The organism is Flavobacterium tructae (genome assembly GCF_001853485.1).
GTDB lineage: Bacteria > Bacteroidota > Bacteroidia > Flavobacteriales > Flavobacteriaceae > Flavobacterium > Flavobacterium tructae.
Map to the genome: position 1 here is coordinate 335,700 of NZ_MIKE01000022.1, position 21,849 is coordinate 357,548.

At 37.1% G+C, this 21,849-nt stretch carries 13 protein-coding genes; 8 read left to right on the forward strand and 5 right to left on the reverse strand.

Going from position 1 to position 21,849, the window contains the following annotated elements; all coding sequences use genetic code 11:
* The first annotated feature begins 152 nt into the window (after nt 1-152).
* The 7 genes from BHE19_RS09205 (at nt 153) to BHE19_RS09235 (ending at nt 13,535) form a co-directional block, all read left to right on the forward strand.
* Nucleotides 153-2,333, forward strand: coding sequence for a M1 family metallopeptidase (locus BHE19_RS09205; protein WP_070906862.1), 2,181 nt, complete (start codon nt 153-155; stop codon nt 2,331-2,333).
* A gap of 705 nt (nt 2,334-3,038) precedes the next feature.
* On the forward strand, nt 3,039-6,119 hold the full coding sequence (locus BHE19_RS09210) for a SusC/RagA family TonB-linked outer membrane protein (protein WP_070906863.1): 3,081 nt from the start codon (nt 3,039-3,041) through the stop codon (nt 6,117-6,119).
* Between the two features lie 13 nt (nt 6,120-6,132).
* On the forward strand, nt 6,133-7,830 hold the full coding sequence (locus tag BHE19_RS09215) for a RagB/SusD family nutrient uptake outer membrane protein (protein ID WP_070906864.1): 1,698 nt from the start codon (nt 6,133-6,135) through the stop codon (nt 7,828-7,830).
* Nucleotides 7,831-7,923: 93 nt separating this feature from the next.
* Complete coding sequence (locus BHE19_RS09220; RefSeq protein WP_070906865.1) at nt 7,924-8,544, forward strand: hypothetical protein; 621 nt, start codon at nt 7,924-7,926, stop codon at nt 8,542-8,544.
* A 105-nt stretch (nt 8,545-8,649) separates the two neighbouring features.
* Entirely contained in the window at nt 8,650-9,975 is a 1,326-nt protein-coding gene (locus tag BHE19_RS09225; RefSeq protein ID WP_070906866.1) for a DUF3472 domain-containing protein, read from the forward strand.
* Nucleotides 9,976-10,235: 260 nt separating this feature from the next.
* Nucleotides 10,236-11,591 carry a Gfo/Idh/MocA family protein gene (locus tag BHE19_RS09230; protein ID WP_198288053.1) on the forward strand — a complete coding sequence of 452 codons (1,356 nt, stop codon included), beginning with the start codon at nt 10,236-10,238 and terminating at the stop codon, nt 11,589-11,591.
* Between the two features lie 87 nt (nt 11,592-11,678).
* On the forward strand, nt 11,679-13,535 hold the full coding sequence (locus tag BHE19_RS09235; RefSeq protein WP_070906867.1) for a beta-galactosidase: 1,857 nt from the start codon (nt 11,679-11,681) through the stop codon (nt 13,533-13,535).
* A 125-nt stretch (nt 13,536-13,660) separates the two neighbouring features.
* Here BHE19_RS09235 and BHE19_RS09240 read toward each other — a convergent pair whose 3' ends face one another.
* The 4 genes from BHE19_RS09240 to guaA all read right to left on the reverse strand — a co-directional run bounded on the left by BHE19_RS09240 (nt 13,661) and on the right by guaA (nt 19,782).
* Complete coding sequence (locus BHE19_RS09240; RefSeq protein ID WP_017497321.1) at nt 13,661-14,062, reverse strand: OsmC family protein; 402 nt, start codon at nt 14,060-14,062, stop codon at nt 13,661-13,663.
* On the reverse strand, nt 14,062-16,176 hold the full coding sequence (locus BHE19_RS09245; protein WP_070906868.1) for a PBP1 and LysM peptidoglycan-binding domain-containing protein: 2,115 nt from the start codon (nt 16,174-16,176) through the stop codon (nt 14,062-14,064). The genes BHE19_RS09240 and BHE19_RS09245 overlap by 1 nt, the downstream gene beginning before the upstream one ends.
* Before the next feature lie 94 nt (nt 16,177-16,270).
* Nucleotides 16,271-18,190: a LysM peptidoglycan-binding domain-containing protein gene (locus tag BHE19_RS09250; RefSeq protein WP_070906869.1), complete on the reverse strand. Its 1,920-nt coding sequence runs from the start codon at nt 18,188-18,190 to the stop codon at nt 16,271-16,273.
* A 62-nt stretch (nt 18,191-18,252) separates the two neighbouring features.
* On the reverse strand, nt 18,253-19,782 hold the full coding sequence (gene guaA / locus BHE19_RS09255; protein ID WP_017497318.1) for a glutamine-hydrolyzing GMP synthase: 1,530 nt from the start codon (nt 19,780-19,782) through the stop codon (nt 18,253-18,255).
* A 219-nt stretch (nt 19,783-20,001) separates the two neighbouring features.
* Here guaA and BHE19_RS09260 point away from each other — a divergent pair, with 219 nt between their 5' ends.
* Nucleotides 20,002-20,529: a hypothetical protein gene (locus BHE19_RS09260; protein ID WP_070906870.1), complete on the forward strand. Its 528-nt coding sequence runs from the start codon at nt 20,002-20,004 to the stop codon at nt 20,527-20,529.
* Nucleotides 20,530-20,807: 278 nt separating this feature from the next.
* Here BHE19_RS09260 and BHE19_RS09265 read toward each other — a convergent pair whose 3' ends face one another.
* Nucleotides 20,808-21,521: a hypothetical protein gene (locus tag BHE19_RS09265; RefSeq protein WP_070906871.1), complete on the reverse strand. Its 714-nt coding sequence runs from the start codon at nt 21,519-21,521 to the stop codon at nt 20,808-20,810.
* Between the last annotated feature and the right edge of the window lie 328 nt (nt 21,522-21,849).

A 21,849-nucleotide genomic window follows, 5' to 3' on the forward strand; every position in this document is an offset into this window, starting at 1 on the left:
ACAGATTAGAACGATTTCCACAGATTGCTTTAATAATTACGTATAAAATCTGTGCGAATCTTCATAATCAGTGGCAGAAAAATATTCCTGATACACCTTAAGGACAATCATAAACAATAATCAATCAAAATAATCATTCTAAAAACCAAAAAATGAACAAACAATTTTTAAAGTATTCCCTTTTTAGTCTTTTCCTTGTTGCCGGGCAAAATGCGATGGCCCAAAACAGTGATCAGACCAAAAACCCATTATCTGTTTATCAGGTTACCCCATTAAAAGTAAATGACCTTGTGCACACCAAACTGGACGTATCTTTTGATTACGGAAAACGTTATTTATACGGAAAAGGATGGCTGACTTTAAAACCTCATTTTTATGATACTGATTCTCTTAGACTCGATGCTAAAGGAATGGATTTCAAAACTATTGCTATTGTCGATGGTAAAAAAACGATCCCATTAAAGTACACCTACGACAATGAACAGCTTTCTATCACCCTAAACAGAAAATATAAAAGCACCGAAAAATACATCATTTTCATTGATTATACCGCAAAGCCGGACGAACTTAAAGTGAAAGGAAGTCTCGCCATAACAGATGCAAAAGGTTTGTATTTTATCAACCCTGATGGAAAAGGCGACAAACCGATTCAAATCTGGACACAGGGTGAAACAGAGGCCTCATCAGCTTGGTTTCCAACCATTGATAAACCCAATCAGAAAACAACTTCTGAAATTTCCATGACGGTTGATGCCAAATACACTTCGCTTTCAAACGGAAAATTAATCTCCCAAAAAGTGAATAAAAATGGTACGCGTACTGATACCTGGAAAATGGATCTGCCGCATTCACCCTACCTTTTTATGATGGCTGTAGGTGATTTTAAAATTTACAAAGATTCTTATAACGGACAAGAAGTAAGCTATTACCTGGAACCAAAATATGCACCATACGCCAAACAAATTTTTGGAAAAACTCCGGACATGATGAAGTTTTACGGCAAAATGCTTGGGGTAGAATATCCATGGGGAAAATATGCTCAGATTGTAGCAAGAGACTACGTTTCGGGTGCCATGGAAAACACTTCGGCAACCTTACATGGTGAGCACGTACAAAAAACCGAAAGAGAATTACTCGATGATAATCAGGAAAGTACTATTGCACACGAACTTTTTCATCAGTGGTTTGGAGATTATGTTACCGCCGAATCCTGGTCGAACTTAACCATGAACGAATCTTTTGCCACTTTTGGTGAAGTCCTTTGGCACGGTCACGATGAAGGGCAGGATGCCGAAGACCGCTCTCGTTATGAAAAACTACAAAACTGTCTGCGTTCTTCCAAAGAAGGAGTTAGTCCGCCACTGGCGCGTTTTCACTATGGAAACAAAGAAGATATGTTTGACAACATTAGCTATTCTAAAGGTTCAATTATCTTGTATGCTTTAAAAAATCAAATGGGTAATGCTGCCTTCTTTAAATCTTTAAATAAATATCTAACGACCAATGCATTCAAAACAGGAGAAAGTCACCAATTGCGTTTAGCAATGGAAGAAGTAACCGGAAAAGACTGGAGTCCGTATTTCAACCAATGGTACTTTCAGGGTGGAAATCCGATTCTAAATATTGAATACGGTTATGCCGATGGAAAAGCAACAATGGCAGTAAAACAAGTTCAGGAAAGCTCGGTACAGACCTTTACCCTTCCGTTAAAAGTTGATTTTTATGTTAATGGAACCAAAGTCAGAAAAGATATTTTAATTGACAAAAGAGAGCAGAATTTCAGTTTTGACCTGCCTTCAAAACCGGATTTCATCGATCTTGATCCGGACAAAATCTTAGTGGGTAAAGTCATTGACAACAAAAAGATATCCGACTACCTGTATCAGTACAAAAATGTCCCTACATACTACAACCGAATTGAAGCGATAAAGTTTGCGGCAAAAGATAAAAGTCATGAGGCACAGCTGATTCTTTTGGCTGGTTTACAAGATCAGAGAGACGATTTAAGAACCCGCAGTATCCGTGCCATTGATTTAGCAGACAATTCTATAAAAGAAGCTGCGCTTAAAACCCTATTGAACATTGCCCAAAATGATAAAAAAACTTATGCGAGAGCTTCAGCCATTATCAAACTTGCCGGAACGGGTGATGCCGCTTACAAAAATTTAATGATTGAAAGTACTAAAAACCAATCTTACAATGTGGCCGCAGCAGGAATCTTAGGATTGTCGAAATATGCGCCGGAAGAGGCTGATAAAATAAAAGCAGCTTTAGACGAAGATACCAGAAATCACATAACGCCTTTACTTAAAGAATTTAACAATCAAAAGTAAGTAACTAATATCTTAATGGTTAACCTTACTTAAAATAAAAAGAAACAAGGTTTTATAATTAGTACTTAAAAATATTGTTTCTATGCCTCTCTGATTGGATTAGAGAGGCTTTTTTTTATCCAAAACAGAAAAATATACTCTTTAAATTAAAATGCTATCAGAAGACTTTCATTGTATCTTTTCTCACCCTCTAAAGCTCTTTTAAATCTTCCGGAATTTCTTATTTTGAAAAATCCAATTTCACTGCTATAAATCAGCTAAAAAAATAGGAATTTTATAGTTTTTTCACTTCATAACAAAGTAATCCAAAAAAACATTATTTACATAAATAAGACCTCTTTTTAAACGAATTAATTCTTTTTACAAAGAACAATTACAATTACACATAAAATTCTCACTTTTTACTTCAGTCTCTATTTTTTATTTACTACATAGCTCATCTTTTTTCAGAGTCAAATTTAGGTGATTCCGTAAAAAAATGTGCTCGAGAACACAAATTTCGTGTGTTCGAGCACATTTTTTGTGTTTTTTCTTGGTTAATAAAAATATAATCAATAGTTTCGTCAAGTAGTTAAAACATGATATAAGATTTTTCCTTCTTTAAAAAGTCTTTTTTGAGATAAAAAAGAGTTAAAAATCAACACCATAATTACAACAAAAAAACAACCGCAAAAAAACAATCATTAACCAAAACCAAACAAGAGTATGAAAGATGCACTCTCAAAAAAACCTAAAAATTTAAGGTTGCAGACTGTACTTGACAAAAGTTTAAAAACAACATTGTGTACTTTGTTGTCCGTAACTTTTCAAATTACAACTGCTGCTCCCTCAAAAGAGATTCCTTTAAACAAAACCAGCTTACTGGCCTTCCAAAAAATAGCGAAGGGTAAAGTTGTGGATGAAAAAGGAATTCCAATTCCCGGTGTAAATGTTATTATAAAAGGATCCAAGACCGGTGTTCAAACTGATATCGACGGAAGCTTTGCCATAGAGATACCAAATGCCAACACCATTTTAGTCTTTACTTTTCTGGGAATGCAGGATCAGGAAATCCCTGCCGGAAATGGCACGATCAAAGTGACTATGAAAGAAGCCGGGCAACAAATGGACGAAGTTGTAGTCGTGGGGTACAGCAAAGTAAAAAAAGAAAGCTTAACTGGGTCATTACAGACTTTAGACAATAAAAAATTATTAGATGTTACTACTCCGGCTGTTGAAAATCTATTAGCAGGAAAAGCAAGCGGAGTTTTTGTTAGTACCAGCGGAGGTCAACCCGGAGGTGCATCAAAAGTAGTGATCAGAGGTAGAGGTACCGTAAACGGAAGTACTGACCCTCTTTGGGTTGTGGATGGTGTAATTGTGGGAAACAGTTCTCCTCCAATGAATCCATCAGATATTGAAAGTCTTACTGTTCTTAAAGATGCTGCTTCTACAGCTGTTTACGGTTCCCAAGGTGCCAATGGTGTCATTGTTGTTACTACAAAAAGCGGTAAAGCCGGTAAAGCAACCTTCAATTTCTCTGCCAAAACCTCTTTGGCTACCTTAGATTCAGGGAACTTCAAAATCATGAACGGTGCTGAGTTGTACGACTTATACAATTCTTATCCAAACAAGCAGATCTTTCAAAACGCTTCGTGGTGGACACCCGAATTAAGAAACAGAAATTTCGATTGGTGGGACAATGCCACGCAAACTGGGCTCGCAGAAGATTATAATCTATCAATCAGCGGTGGAGGAGAAAACTTCAAAAGTTATGTTTCCTTAGGTATTTATGACGAAACCGGGGCTGTGAAAGGCTACGATTATAAAAGATACAATGGTTTGATGAAATTTGAATACAAACCCAACAGCTGGTTAACCATCAGACCTCAGGTCAATTTAACGAGACAAACCACTTTCGACAAACAACACTCTGTCGGTGATATGTATCGCAACCTGCCATGGGACAGCCCTTACTTGTCTGATGGAACTTTGGTTGGAAACGCTCCTAATCCAACCTGGGTCAATACTACAGGATCTAACTATTTGTACGACTTACAATGGAATTTTTCTGAATCTGAAAATTACAACGTACGTTCAAATTTTGATTTCGACGTTAAACTTACAAAATGGCTGACTTTTGCCTCCGTAAACAATTATATTTTTGGTAACTCGAATTCAACTTCATATCAGGACCCAAGATCTGCTCCCGCTTTATCCGTAAAAGGCAGAGTTATAGATTACTACAGTACTTTCAACCGATTATATACCAATCAGTTATTAAAATTAAACACCTCATTTGATAAGCATCAGATAAACGCTGTTGCGGGTTATGAATGGAATGAATACCGTTCTAAATTCAGTAATGCGGTGGCAACCGGAATCCCTCCCGGAATTATCGTAACAGATCCAGCCGCTATCCCGGAAAAAGTAGACGGAAATCGTTCAGAGTGGGCGGTACAATCGTTATTATCAAATGCGAACTATTCTTATGACAATAGGTATTTGGCACAACTTTCTTTCCGTCGTGACGGAGCTTCTAATTTTGGAAAAAATGCACAATATGGTAATTTCTTTTCTATCAGTGGTGGATGGAATATTCACAATGAAGCTTTCTTTAAAGCCAAATGGGTGAACAACTTAAAACTAAGAGCAAGTTATGGTTCTGTAGGAAACCGTCCAAACAGTTTATACGGGCATCTTCCTTTATACTCTTTCTCTCAAAGCTATAATCAAAATCCGGGAGCCCTTATTTCGCAACTGGCCAATCCTGATTTAAGCTGGGAAAAAACGTTTACAACAGGTGTTGGTGTGGATGTAAGTTTCTTTGACAGAGTAAACATTACTCTTGATTACTACAATAAAAACACCTCCGATCTATTATATGCGGTTCCACTTCCGGGTGTGATTGGGGTTACCAGTATTTGGAGAAATGTTGGTGAGGTAAACAACAAAGGTTTTGAAGCGTCTATTAGTGTAGATATCATTAAAACCGAAAACCTGAAATGGTCAGTTGATGCGAATATTGGTACTAACAAAAACAAAATTACCAAACTTTATGGTGATCGTCAGGAAATCATCGCAAGTGATGGAAGCGGAGTCGCAGGATCAGCTAATAAATTATGGAAACCAGGCTATGATGTAGACAGTTGGTATCTGGCAGAATGGGCAGGTGTTGATCCGGATAATGGTAAACCGCAATGGTATACTACTAATACAGCTGGAGAGCGTGTAAAAACCTATAGTTATGCAGACGCTTTCAAAAACAGAAAAGCAATTGGTTCTTATACACCGGATTTCTTTGGAGGCTTCTCTACTACTTTGAATTACAAAAACTTTGACTTTTCAGCTATCTTCAGTTATTCTGTTGGAGGGCAAATTTACAACTATGCGAGATCGGAGTTTGACTCAGATGGAGCTTATACCGACAGAAACCAAATGAACTTGCACACTGGATGGAGCCGTTGGGAAAAACCAGGTGATATTGCTACCCACCCACAGGCTATTTATGACAATAATACAAACTCAAACAAAGTTTCTTCCCGTTTTCTAGAAACCGGAACGTATCTAAAGCTGAGAAGTGTTTCACTTGGTTACAATTTACCTCTTAAGAGTATCAACATAAATAGCTTAAGATTATTTGTAACCGGAGAAAATTTATTTACAATCTCTCATTTTTCAGGTGTAACTCCTGAGCTTTCTCCCAATTACAATAGTGCAACCGGTCAATATGTAATCTCAGGTACGGCTACGCAAATTTACCCTCAAACGCGTAGAATTACACTTGGACTTAATCTAACACTTTAAAAAAAGCACAATCATGAAAAAGATATTAATATTAGGTGTCGCAATTAGTTTTCTATCCTCATGTGAGTTAGACAGAGAACCATTTGCATCCTATACACAAGAAAAAATACAACAAGATAAGGAAGCTTCTATCGAGGTTTTACTAAACGGATGTTATGCACAGTTAAAGGACTGGTCAGATGTGATGCACCGTGTGGGGGAATATCCCGGAGATAATATTATGATAAGAGGGACTTCTACAGATTCTTTTTATTCTTTTATTTCGTATCAGCATCTTCCGGACAATGGCCGATTATCTGCTTTCTGGAACAACGGTTACAAAATTGTTTCGCAATCGAGCGATTTGATCAAAATAATACCCGAAGGAGAAAACCCGGCTGTTGATCAGCAATTAGGAGAAGCTTACTACTTAAGGGGTATGATTTATTTTTACTTAACGCGTACTTACGGAAGACCCTATGCGCAATCGCCGGAAACCAACTTAGGAGTCCCTATTGTAAACGGAGTTCCTGACAATATTAACAACATAAGGTTACCGGATCGTTCTACTGTAAAAACAACTTACGATCAGGCAATCAGCGACTTAAAAAAGGCAGAAGCCTTAATGACGGTTAGCAAATCTGCTGCCTATGCTACTAAAGAAGCGGCTCAGGCCATGCTTTCAAGAGTGTATTTATATATGAGCGGAACCTATGAAAACCCAAATCAGGAATATGCAACACTTGCTATAGAATATGCCAAAAAAGTAATCGCCAGCGGAAGATACAACCTGTTAAGCCGAGATAACTTCATGAAATACAACACCTTTGCTCCGGATTCAGGTTCGCAAACTGAAACAATTTTTGCCGTAAAAAGAGTCGCTACAGAATATTCAGGATACGACCATTATTACGGAATTGGTGGAATGTATGCTAATCTTCAGGGACAAGGATGGGGCGAAATGTATGCCAGTGGAGAATATCTTGATCTGTTACGCAAAGCCGGATATAAAAAAGATGCTCGTTGGGCCTTTATTGATCCGCAATACACCAAAGATGCCAGCGGAAATAAAACAGAATCATTTCGTTTTATCGTTGATGTCAAGGATGCAGGTGGTACACAAACTGGTTATAATTATATTCAGCAGCCTTTAAAAACAAAAGCTGACGGATCGTACTATATCACCATTTCGAATGCAGATTATAATCTTACTGAGATTAATGCTGCAGAAAAACAATATGCTATCACATATCAGGGTAAAACCTATACAGGTGAGAAAGACTATATGATGCTTTTAAACCGTGTATATCCAATGTTCTACATTACAAAATGTTCATTGCAGGATAATGATTCACATCTGCACTCACCTATCATTTCAAGATTAGCCGAAATGTACCTGAACATGGCCGAAGCTTATGCCAAAAAAGGAGATTATGGCAATGCCCTGACCAACCTTAACATTATTAGAGAAAGAGCTATTGTTGGCGGAGGTTATGCGTCCTTAAACAGTACAAATGCCGTACAAAGAATCGACGAAGAACGTCAGTTAGAATTGGCTTTTGAGGCACATCGCGGTTATGATGTGTACCGAAACGGACAAACGATGACACGTCGTTACCCTGGTCCACATTTACCAATGATTGATATTCCGGCTAGTAGCCCACGTGTGATACAATATATCCCACAATCGGAAATCAATGCTTATCCTGGAACTTTAACACAAAACCCATAGTTTTTTATTTATTGTTTGTTTTGAAACCTCTCTAATTTGGTCCATTAGAGAGGTTATTTATAATAATCCTTTTAACCTATTAAACCTTATTATATGAAAAAACTCCTATGCTTACTTTCCTTATCCCTTCTTATTTTCAGTTGTGTCAATGAAGAAATTTCAGAACAACCGCTATCATCAAATCAAGCTTCGACTTCACAATCAAGCGCTAAAAAATCTACTGCCTTAACTGCAAAATCAAGTAGTATACAATACTCCCTTTTTCAGGTCACACAAGAATTTAATTCAGGAACTGAAGCAGTAATTGTTGGAGAAATATATTGTTCTCAAGCTGTTGAGGCTAAGTTTCAATTTGGATACCACGGAAATGTACCTACTAAATATGAAGTTAGAATGCCTGGTGTTCCATTAATAACTTCTGCCTTCGGACCTTCTAATCGAACAATAACTACACAATTGCTTCCCGGAATTAATACATTCTCGGTTACTGTCAAATTTTCAGGCCCAAATCAATACGCTAATGCAAAGCTTTCTTTACTTTCAATAAATAATGATACCTCTTTAAATGCGGAAGGTGATATTGACTTAACAGCTCAAGGATATAGTGAACAAAAAGCAGTAGATGGTTCATCAAACTCTATGCATGCTATTTGTAGCAAATGTGGAGCCCTAAACCTGAAAGATGCTTTAAAATGTATTAGTTGTGGTAAATAATCATTTTAAATATTTTTTTGTTTGTTTATACCTCTCTAATTAAAAGAGTTAGAGAGGTTAATTTAAAAAAAGGAGAATACATTTATAATAACTTAATCTCAAAAAATGAAAAAAATAGTATACCTGTTTTTTGCTTCTTTTCTAGTTTCGGTTTCCTGCGTTGGCAGCAATGATGATGTAACATCGGAAAATGAAACCATAGAAAATCCAAAGACAACAATTTCTCTGCCTCTTGGTGGAAATGCGTATAGTTCTAAACATTTAGACGGAAAAAATACCATTACCGACAATGGCATCGAAAACTGGACAGATTCCAACGAGTTTTTCACCGCTTATTTCAGAATTTCCAAACCCGGAACCTTTCAAATTACGGTAGAAGAATCTGTTGAAGTGTATGGAAAATCCGAACTCGAATTTTCGATTAATAATGAAACCAAAAAAGTAAACTTCACCACTTCAAAAAAGGCCGTTATCGCAGGAACCTGGAACCTTAAAAAAGAAGGATATATTGCTGTTAAAATAAAAGGAATCAGTAAAACCGGCGATCGTTTCCCGTCTATTAGTCGTTTAACGATTGCAAGTGCTGATTTTGACGGTAAAATCTCCTATGTACCCAACAACGAAGGCGACTTCTATCACTGGGGACGTCGCGGACCTTCTGTACATTTAAACTATCAGACTCCCGAAAACACCAACACCGAGTGGTATTACAATGAAATTACTGTTCCTCAAAACGAAGACAAAATTGGGTCTTATTTTATGGCAAATGGTTTTGGCGAAGGTTACTTCGGAATTCAGGTAAACTCAGCCACAGAAAGAAGAATTTTATTCTCGGTCTGGAGCCCTTTTACAACTGACGATCCCAACAGTATTCCGGAAACTCATAAAATTAAACTGCTGAAAAAAGGCGAAAATGTATACACAGGCGAATTTGGTAACGAAGGTTCAGGCGGACAGAGTTATTTAAAATACAACTGGAAAGCAGGAAACACCTACAAGTTTTTACTTCGAGGACTGCCTGTCGGTAATAACACCACCACATATACCGCTTACTTTTACGCTCCCGAATTGAATAAATGGCTATTGATTGCCAGTTTCAATCGTCCTCAAACCAATACCTATTTGAAAAGATTTCATTCCTTTCTGGAAAATTTCATCCCGGAACAGGGAGATCTGTCCCGCAAAGTCCTGTTCAACAACCAATGGGTTTGTGATGAAAAAGGCAACTGGTCAGAAATTAATTCGGCACGTTTTACAAACGACAATACAGGGGCAAAAGAATACCGAATGGATTTTGCAGGCGGAACGGAAAATGGTTTCTTTTATTTAAAAAACGGAGGTTTTTTTAATGACTATACCACGCCAAAAACTATTTTTACAAAACCATTAACGAATAAAAAACCGGAAATAAATTTCAATACATTACCCTAAAATTATGATGAACAACCATGGCAATGCTAAAATGATAAAATTAGCCACAGATTAGAAAGATCCGCACAGATTTCTTTACTAATTGCGTATAAAATCTATGTGAATCTGTAAAATCAGTGGCAAAAAACATTCTCGTTATGCATTTCACCCAACGGTTTACTAAAAATACAACACAACAATAATCCCCGATAATCGGATTTTAGATTATCAATCATTTCAAATCAAAATAACACATTATGAAAACTAGTATTTTAAAATTCATGTTAGCCGCCTGTATTCTGTTTGGAGGAACAAACGCATCGGCACAAATGATTAAAACCAAAACACCTGCCCGTGCAAAAGGTCAAACCGACGTTTTGCGTTTGGCAACAACACCACTACCTACCGTTCGTGTTGCCTTTATAGGTCTCGGAATGCGTGGTCCGGGAGCAGTAGAGCGCATGACACATATTCCGGGTGTAGAAATTGTCGCATTATGCGATATGACACAGGAAAACACTTCTAAAGCAAACGAAACCTTAACCAAAGCAGGTTTTCCTAAAGCTCAGGAATTTTACGGTGACGAAAATGCCTGGAGAAAAGTGACGGCTTTACCAAATGTTGATTTAGTGTATGTTGCCACCGACTGGAAACACCATGCTATCATTGGTGTACAAGCGATGAAAGACGGTAAACACGTAGCCATAGAAGTTCCCGGAGCAATGACAATGGAAGAAATCTGGCAGCTTATTGATACTTCTGAAAAAACTCGTAAACACTGTATGCAACTTGAAAACTGTGTATACGATTTCTTCGAACTTACTACCTTAAACATGGCACAGCAAGGTTTATTTGGAGAAATTCTTCATGCCGAAGGATCTTACATTCACGGACTTCAGCCTTTCTGGGGAGAATACTGGAACAACTGGAGAATGGATTACAACATCAAACACCGTGGTGACATTTATGCTACGCACGGTATGGGACCTGCTTGTCAGGCTTTGAACATTCACCGTGGTGACAAAATGAACTTTTTAGTTTCTATGGATACGAAAGCGGTTGGAAATCCGGCATACATCAAAGAAAAATCAGGAAAAGAAATCAAAGATTTCAGAAATGGTGATCACACTATGACTATGATTCGTACTGAAAACGGAAAAACAATCCAAATCCAGCACGATGTTACCTCTCCTCGCCCGTACAGCAGAATGTACCAATTAAGCGGTACAAAAGGTTTTGCCAACAAATACCCATTAGAAGGATATGCATTAGACGGCAAAGAACTAGGTGACGACGTAAAACCAAATCACGAAAAATTAAGCGCACACTCTTTTGTTCCTGCAGATGTGAAAAAAGCATTAATGGAAAAATACAAACACCCAATTGTAAAAAACATCGAAGAGCAGGCTAAAAAAGTAGGCGGTCACGGCGGAATGGATTTCGTAATGGATTACCGTTTGATTTACTGTCTGCAAAAAGGACTTCCGTTAGACATGGACGTTTACGACTTAGCTGAATGGTCTTGTTTAGGTCCATTAACAGAGATTTCTCTTGACAACGGTTCAGCTCCTGTAGAAATTCCGGATTTCACACGTGGGGGATGGAACAAGTTGAAAAAATTAGAATTTTCAGAATAAAAATTTATTGGTTAGTTAGTAGAAACAAGAGGGCGCGATTTATAGTGCTCTCTTGTTCATTATAGTCAACACTAATTTGAATTAAAGATGAAAAAAATATACCTTACCTTTCTGTTTCTTTCTCTTACCCTTTGCGCAACAGCCCAAGAGAAACAAAGTTTTGCTATTGCCAATGGAAATTTCCTGCTCAACGGAAAATCCATACAAATTCATTCCGGTGAAATGCACTACTCCCGCATTCCACAGCCTTATTGGCGCCATCGCTTAAAAATGATGAAAGCAATGGGTTTAAATGCGGTCGCCACGTATGTATTTTGGAATTATCATGAAACGGCACCCGGAATCTGGGACTTCAAAACCGGAAATAAAAACCTGGCCGAATACATCAAAACAGCTCAGGAAGAGGGTTTATTCGTGATTTTACGTCCGGGGCCGTATGTGTGTGCCGAGTGGGAATTTGGAGGTTATCCCTGGTTTTTACAAAATGTTCCTGATATGGTTATTCGTGGAAACAACACCGCCTATCTGGCCGCAACTAAAGCCTATTTTTCCGAACTGTACAATCAGGTTAAGAATTTACAAATCACCAAAGGAGGCCCGATTATCATGGTTCAAGGGGAGAATGAATTTGGCTCGTATGTCGCACAACGCAAAGATGTTCCTCTTGAAGAACATAAAAAATACAGTGCAGCCGTTTTTCAACAATTGAAAGACATTGGTTTCGAAGTTCCGTTTTTTACTTCAGACGGAAGCTGGTTATTTGAAGGCGGAGCTTTACCGGGTGCTCTCCCAACGGCAAATGGAGAAAGTGATATTACAAAACTAAAAAACGTAGTCAACCAATTCAATAACGGGCAAGGACCGTATATGGTAGCAGAATTTTATCCGGGCTGGCTGGATCATTGGGCAGAACCTTTCCCAACACAAACTCCTCAGGAAACTGTTGACCAAACACAAAAATATTTAGACCATCAGGTTTCATTCAACTACTATATGGTTCACGGAGGAACTAATTTTGGCTTTACTTCCGGAGCCAATTACGACAAAGAGCATGACATTCAGCCCGACATGACTTCTTACGATTACGACGCTCCCATTAGCGAGGCAGGTTGGGCAACCCCAAAATACAATGCGTTAAGAGCCATCCTCAAAACCAATGAAACTCCGGCTGTTCCGGCAAAAATACCCGTGATCACAATTCCGAATATTGCCTTAACGAAAGTCGTTGACTTAGCCGATTTAAAGTCTAAAATCCCTCCTGTAACGGCAGACAATCCTTTAACCTTTGAACAGCTCAATCAGGGAGACGGTTATGTTTGGTACAGCAAAAGATTTACACAGCCTATTAGCGGGAAACTGGAACTAAAAGGCCTACGTGATTATGCCATAGTGTATGTCAACGGAAAAAAAGTAGCAGAATTGAACCGCTATTACAAAAAATACGATTGTGAAATTGAAGTTCCCTTTAACGCAACACTAGATATTCTGGTAGAGAATATGGGGCGTATTAACTACGGTTCTCAAATTAATGCCAACAATAAAGGAATCATTAGCCCTGTAATAATCAATGGCGAAACCATTACCGGAAACTGGAAAATGTACCCGTTACCAATGGCTCAGGAACCGGATGTAACGGCTTACAAAAACTCAGGAAAAATCGACCGTCCTACGGTATATCAGGGAACCTTTAATCTGAGTAAAACCGGAGACACCTTCCTGGACATGCGCGACTGGGGCAAAGGAATTGTTTTTGTAAATGGAATCAACATTGGGCGTTACTGGAGCGTTGGTCCACAACAAACACTATATGTTCCGGGTTGCTGGCTTAAAAAAGGCAAAAACACTATTCAGATTTTCGAACAAAAAAACGGGAAAATTCAGAAGGAGGTAAAAGCAATTAGCACTCCAATTTTAGAAGATTTAAAACCCGAAAACGGACAATAATACCGGAAAACATTAGAGTAAAATAGAAATAAAATTGGTATAAAATTCTCTGTTTAAAAAAAATCCCAAACTCCAACAAAAATTGGAATTTGGGATTTAAAATTTTAAAATATTGGATTTTAAAATTACTTCCAGTTAAAAGTAATTTTCTTTTCAATTTCAGGATTCAGACTTAAAAACACCGGACAGGTCATTGCAGCGCGTTCCAAAATGGTTTTGCTTTTCTCATCGGCATCCCCTTTCATTTCAAAAGCGATTTCGATGGCTCCTATACGTCTCGGTTCTGCATTCATAATCTTCGTTACTTCGGCAGTTGAATCGACTAAATTCACATTCAGATCACGGGCTTTAATTCCCATAATAGTCATCATACAGCTCGCTAAAGCATTGGCAACAGTATCTGTGGGAGAAAAAGCTTCTCCTTTTCCGTTATTGTCTACAGGCGCATCCGAAATGATTTCACTTCCGGATTGCACATGGATTGATTTTGTTCTTAAATCGCCTAAATAGGTTACTTTTGATGTCATTAATTTGCTACTTTTAAAGTTAAATCATTATCGTAATATAAGATGTAAACACCTTTGTTGGCGTGTCCTCCATCCTCTTTTTTGTAAAATTGAAATTTGTTGTCAACCTGTTCAGTTGTCATTAAATCGGCTGTTTCCTGATAAGTTTTTCCCTGAACCAAACGCATCATGGTATCAAAAGTAACATCAAATCCTCTTGTAGCATAGGTATTTGGATTTACTTTATTTTTCAATCGGTACTCTTTTTCAAAAATCAAAACAGACTGTTCATCACTATCACGGGTAACGGACGGATACATCAATTTCAACTTAATTAAACTGTCAAAACTAATCTCGTCTGAATCCAGTGTATTGTTTGGCTCTAAAACTACCAACTGTATCTGACAGGTTTTTTGAGCATCTGTCAAAGCTTTTATAGTCGTTCTAACCATTGCTGTATTGGCCGATTCCATAACTACATAGTTCATTCTGTTAGGCAATAACAAACTTTTTAAATTGGCCACATCCAGAGCTCCGGTTTCAGTCAGATTAGCAAACACAACTCCTTTTTGGTTTTGTTTGATATAACTGATCACTGATTCTTTCTTTTTGTCTACAACTGCAACGATGTTTCCATTCTTCCCTCTCATATAATCAAAAACGGCATTTCGCACCACATCGTTTGATGGAATCGTCTGATACAAATTATCAATTGGGTTGGCTTTGTCTTTTGATAATGGAGAAATCACAGGAATATTATACAAACGCAATGTATTGGCAGTAGATTCGGCATTACTTTGATAAAAAGGTCCCACTACAGCATTGGCATCTTGTAATTTATTCTGAGCCATTAAACCTGAAACATTAGAACTGTTTTTCGTCTCCTGAGAATCATAAATTGCAACATCAATTGGCAGCTTTAAAGTTCTTGCTGAATCGATTGCCATCAAAGCTCCCGAATAAAAGTCAAGCGTCATGTTCAAAAATTTATCGCTCTTAATTCGACTGGCAGCACTGATAGTATCCCCCTGCATTTTCGCTAAATTGAATGGCAATAATAAAACTAATTTCTTACGTTCGTTCTCCCCTCTTTTTTTAGTCAGTTCCACCACTTCCGGATTCGCGGAAACAGTTTCGGATTTCACTTTATCTACCACTTTAATTCCTGCTGTATTTTCAGCTGGCTTTTCAATGGTCTTTTCAATACTTTTTTCAACTTCTTTTTCAGCAGGTTGTTGGTGTACGATAATTGGTGTTGGCGCCACATATCCTGCCGGAACTTTTAAAACCATTCCCTCTTTTACACCTTCAGAAAGTGCCGGATTTAAGGCCGTTAATTCTTCCTGAGTAATATGAAAAGTATGCGTTAAACTATAAAAAGTTTCTTTTGGTTTCACCTGATACTCCATATAAGAAGTTGCTTTTTTCGAAGTTTCCACTGCTTTTTTTGTTTCAGCCGGTTTTACAACAGCAGCCGCAGACGGAGCAGAAGTTTCTACTTTAGGAGCAGTTCCTTTGATCGTCAGACGATAACCAACTGGAAGGTTTGAAACAATTTCAGGGTTACGTTTTTCTAATTCTTCAATGGTCATTCCATATTGTTTTGCAATTGAAAATTTAGTTTCTTTTGCTACCACATCATGGTAAACATACTTTTCCGGTACTGCCGATTTCGGTTTCGCTGAAGTTGAAACAGTTGTTTTCACCGCACTTCCTTTTGACGGAATCTCAAGAGTTTGTCCAATCTGCAAACCATCTTTCACCAAAAAAGGATTAGCTGCTTTTAAAGCTTCATCCGTAACATTATATTTTTTCTCAATGCCAAACAAAGTTTCTTTTGGTTGTACTTCATGCGTAATTGTTTTTCCTGAATTTGAACTTTTCACCGGAGCAATATCATTTTTAACTGCTGTTTTAGCACCGCTTGTCGGAATCAATAAAACGGTATTGGGTTTAACTCCATTTCTGGCATCCGGATTTAGGGAATAAATATCATAAGGCGTAACCTTAAATTTAACAGCAATCTGGTTAATAGTTTCTCCGCTTGAAACCGTATATTTTACCACCTTTTCTTGTGAAAATGCGGAACTGGTTGCAAAAAAAATCAGAGACAATAATGTTGAATAATATTTCATAATAAAGCTTAAAACAATTTAATTCCTAATTCAAAAACAAGTTACAAAATTCTCTGTAAAACAAAATCCCTGCCACTTGTTTTTTCTGCATTGCTTATTCCCTAAGATCAATCTCGACCTTAGCAATACTCACCTCTTTATATAACTCATCTTCCTCTTTTTTCTTGCATTGATATAGTACTTCTTCCATATTTTGGTACTTATCGGAGTACACATAGTACGAAAGACTATTAATATTAAAAAAGAAACTGGCGTTAAAATCGCCGGAATCAATGAGTTTCATAATGAGCTTATCCCTTAGCGTTGCGTCTGTAAATATACCCAAAACTAAGTAATAGCCGTTTGAAACTTCGCGAAGATTATCAAAAACTTCCACCTTTATCGTTTTGTCCCTTTTAAGCGGATTTTCCTTTAACTCCTGTTTCATTTCTTCCGATGAGATAATTTTTGAATCGCCAATGAATCCGTTTTTTTTCTGATTTTTAATTGCCTGATCCTGATACTTTTTCAATTTCAGCAAAGCCACTTTATCATCAAAATTTCGGGCTTCCATGCTATAGTAGGATGCTTTACTAATATGTCTCTTCACTTCGATCTTCTTCTGATTATCCAGTGAGTCAATTTTAGCAATCAAGAGCTGATTCTTTGCATCACCTTGTTCCTGCTCTATTTTGTACTGCTTTATTTCTTCCAATGAAAGACGTTGCTGCAATGAAACCGGATTATTATTTTTTTCACTTTCGCGGATTTTTTTCTTGTATTCCTGGTTTTCGGCTACAGCGATTTTTTCGACTTTATGCATTAAACCGGCATAGACTTTTCGGTTTTCTGCCAACTCTTTTTTTAACTGAGACGATAATTCATTCGTTTTCCCAATACTTTCGTAAGATTGTTTTTCCAGTCTTTTTGATTCGTCAACATTTAAAATATCCAGTCTTTTCAAGTCGACCAGATCATCATTCATAGTACGAACCAGCGAATCCAGTTTCGCCATTAAAACATCCTGCACATTTTTATTAGCCTCCAGCACCAATCGCAATTTTTCAACTGAATTTTCTTTTGAGCCATTCATGTCATTCAGATTGATTTTCAAATCATTAATTTTTATAATTTTCTGATTCATTTCTTTCTGAACAACCAAACGGTCTTTCAAATCTTCCAATTCGACTGTTTTGGCTTTTGTTTTTTCCACCACTACCTGCTTTTCGGCCAGAGCAATCATCAGTTCTTCGCTTTCATTTGTCGGCTTTACTCCTTTTGTATTAATGGCCAGCTTATTTCCAACAATCAGTCCGTTTACGATTTCAGGATTCTGCGATTCCAGCTGATCAATCGAAATTCCATACTTTTTAGCGATCGAAAACTTCGTTTCTTTAGGCTCGACCACATGAAAAACAGTTTCCTGATTGATGACACGAACTCGTCCGTCTAAAGTTTTTCGTTTATTCGGAATTGCAATAGTCTGTCCTACCTGCAATCCATTTTGAAGAAGATTTTTATTCCCATTTTCCAAATCCAAAACCGAAACATTATACTGTCTCGCAATACTAAACAAAGATTCTTTTGCCACAACCTGATGGCTGACTTTTGAAGAAATTGTACTTTCAGTTTGAGAAAGGTCTCCGGAACCTTGCGGAATCATTAATTGCTGACCAATCTGAAGTCCGTTGGTAAGAATCGCCTGATTGGCATTCTGAAGAGCTTCCACCGAAATGTTATACTGTTTTGCTAAACCAAAAAGAGTTTCTTTTGCGCCAACAACGTGAGTAATCTGCTGACTGGAATTTGGTTTTTCAGAGGAATGAACAGGAATCCTGATCATCTGATCGTCTTTGATTCCGTTTTGTGATTCGGGGTTGAGTTTGTAAATTTCTTCTACTGAAACCTTGTACTTTTGGGCAATAAAGTAAGCAGTTTCTCCCTTTTGAATCCGATGCTCAATAATTGAATCTTGTGCAGTTATTTTGTTAAAAGACAAAACAAACACAAGAGAAATCGTTAAAAATTCTCTCATAAATAGTAGGTTTAAAAAATTAAGGCGTTACAAATGTAACGCCTTAATTTTAAAAAATAGTACTATTCCCACTCAATTGTTGCTGGTGGTTTTGAGCTGATATCGTAAACCACACGATTCACGCCTTTTACTTTATTGATAATATCGTTAGACACTTTCATTAAGAAATCATACGGTAAATGAACCCAGTCGGCCGTCATACCATCTGTTGATTCTACAGCTCTAAGCGCTACTACTTTTTCGTAAGTACGCTCATCGCCCATTACACCAACGCTGTTTACCGGAAGCAAGATTGCTCCTGCCTGCCAAACTTTGTCATACAATCCCCATGATTTTAATCCGTCGATAAAAACGGCATCCACATCTTGCAGAATCTGAACTTTTTCCGGAGTAATATCTCCTAAAATTCTAATTGATAATCCTGGTCCCGGGAAAGGGTGTCTTCCTAATAATTCAGGATCTATTCCTAAAGTAGCTCCTACTCTTCGAACTTCGTCTTTGAACAGCATTCGAAGTGGCTCTACAATTTTTAATTTCATATAATCCGGCAATCCACCTACGTTATGGTGCGATTTAATGGTTGCCGATGGTCCTTTTACCGAAACTGACTCAATAACATCAGGATAAATAGTTCCCTGTGCCAGCCATTTTACATCTTCGATTAAGTGTGATTCATCATCAAAAACTTCGATAAATACACGGCCAATTGTTTTACGTTTGGTTTCAGGATCACTGATTCCTGCTAATTCTGACAGAAAACGATCGCCTGCATCTACTCCTTTTACGTTCAATCCCATTCCTTTGTATTGATTCAATACATTTTCGAATTCGTTTTTACGCAAAAGTCCATTATTAACAAAAACGCAATATAAATTTTGTCCAATTGCTTTGTTTAATAGCACTGCAGCAACAGTAGAATCTACTCCTCCTGACAATCCTAAAACCACTTTATCATTTCCTAATTTCTCTTTTAACTCCGCTACCATTTCTTCTACGAAAGCTCCTGGTGTAAAGTTTTGAGGAACATCAGCGATATCTACTAAAAAGTTTTTCAGCATTTTTGACCCATCGGTAGAGTGAAAAACTTCAGGATGGTACTGAATAGCATAAGTAGTTTCACCTTCAATTTTATAAGCGGCAAATTCTACATCATGTGTGCTTGCTAATTTTACAGCATTCGTTGGTAAAGCTTTGATACTATCGCTATGGCTCATCCAAACCTGGCTGTTTTCAGAAACTCCGTTGAAGAAAACTTCATTCTCTTTAATATAAGACAAATTAGCTCTTCCATATTCTCTGGTGTTCGAAGCTGCTACTTCACCTCCGCTAAAATGAGCTAAGTATTGTGCTCCGTAACAAACCGCCAACATTGGAAGCTTGCCTCGAATTTGAGATAAATCAGGATGTGGAGCATCTTCTGCACGAACAGAAAAAGGGCTTCCTCCTAAAATTACGGCTTTATAAGGTGATAAATCACTAGGAAAGTGATTGTAAGGGAAAATTTCGCAGAATATATTTAATTCGCGAACTCTACGCGCAATAAGCTGAGTATATTGCGATCCGAAATCTAAAATAAGTACGTTGTGTTGCATGCGCAAAAGTACTTTTTATATTCGAATTTGAAAAATGGAATTTTGATTTTTTTTTCTTTAAAGGTTCTAAGGGGCTGAGTTACTAAAATTCTGAGGCTCATTTTTACTATAAAAATAAAAACTTAGCATCTCAGAATCTCAGCAACTTAGTATCTTCGCAAAAAAATCCAAAAACTAATTTATTTCGTACGTAACGAAAAACCCAATTAAAATTTAACTATGAAATCAAAATTAATTGCCCTTTCTCTCTTTTTGTCTTTGTTTTTAAGCTCTTGTGATGCTGTAGATAATTTATTGACTTTTACGATTTCAAACGAAACTTCTATTCAGATTAAGAGCACTTCCCCTATCAATTTACCTTCGGAAATTATCACTCCTGATGTCACTACAAATTCTTCTGCCGAGTTTGAGAACAATAAAACCAAAGCCAGTTTAGTAAAAGATGTTAAACTGAAATCGCTTAAACTAATGATCACAAATCCAACCGATAAAACATTTACGTTTTTAAAATCGGTTCATTTGTATATTTCTACGACAGATTCTGATGAAATAGAACTTGCGTATCAGGATAATATCAATGCCTCCACTAACAACATCGATTTGATTTGTACCGATGCAAGACTGGACCAGTACATTAAAGCAGATAAATACAAAATCAGAACAAAAGTTACTTTGAAAGAAACACTTACTAAAGATGTAACCGTAAAAGCAGAAATGAAATTTAGAGTGACAGCAGATCCATTTTAGAAAAAGGTTCTGAGGTTCTGAGATGCTAAGGTTCTGAGTTTTTATAGAAAGACTTGGAACCTTTGTTCCTTAACCCCTTAAAATCTCAAAAAAACTGCTTTGAGGTTACCCCAATAATCATGTAGTTATCATGTATTAAAAAACTTAGAACCTTAGCATCTAAGCCCCTTAGTATCTTTAAAAAAACTGTTGTAAGGTTATCCCAATAATCACGTAGTTATCATGTATTAAAAAACTTAGAACCTTAGCATCTAAGCCCCTTAGTATCTTTAAAAAAACTATTCTTTTGTCACAACAATCGAAGCCTTAAATCCTGCGGCAAGGTTATCCCAGTAATCATTGGTTACCAATTGTCCTTTATCATCGTAGACTTGGATTTCTGCAGTGTTTCCGCCCAATGTACCGATATTTAGAGCTTCAAAATCTAATTTATTAAACCCTGCTGCGAGGTTTATTTTTACTTCTTTAAAATTGGACCCCAATAATATCTGACTGGCAATTACGGCATCATTTGATGAAACTTTGACCAAATCGCCATCGATGGCTCCAAAGTCTCTTAATTTTATAATGAAATATTGTGATTTTGTTCTAAAATCCCCCAGAGAGATATTTCTTTTTATTAATGTTCCGCGTCCTTCTTTTAAACCGGCATCTCTTAAAGCTTTGTCTAAATCTTTCTCCATTTTGGGCACGTAACGATCTCCCGGATTGGCAAAATCAGTTTCGGTAGACATGGTAAACTTGCTTTTCTCTGCCCCAATCTGAAATTGAGATTTTGGAGTAATACTGGTATTATCAAAAACATTAGGTGTTTTAATCCCCGGCATGTCCAGATTTTCACCCTGAGGGTCTTTTATTTCCGGAATTGGAGTCTTTTTGGGTTTTGCTCCAAATTTAGGCGCTGCAATGGGCTTGAATTTAGTTCCAAATTCCTTTTGCGCCGATACGGTAACAGCAGTAAAAAATAATATGAAGAATAAAATGTGTTTCATTGAAAAAGTATTATCGAATCGGCTTTTATGTTTGCTTTAAAATCGGGATCTGGAATCACAAAAATAGCATAATATAGTTAAGCACTACAACTTTAAGACTTTTATAACACTATATTATGCCTTTTTTTGGAATCAAAAAACCTGCCAAAAACTGCAAATTCTAAATCCTAAACTCAAAATTCCAAATTCTAATATTGCAAATCAATCGGGGGACTTCTGAAACTATGTAAATGTTATTTTTTTAATATTCGAAAAACATCGTTTTGATAATTAGCAACTTATTCCTAACTTCAATCTTTCAAAGAGAGATACTAAAAATTAAACTCAT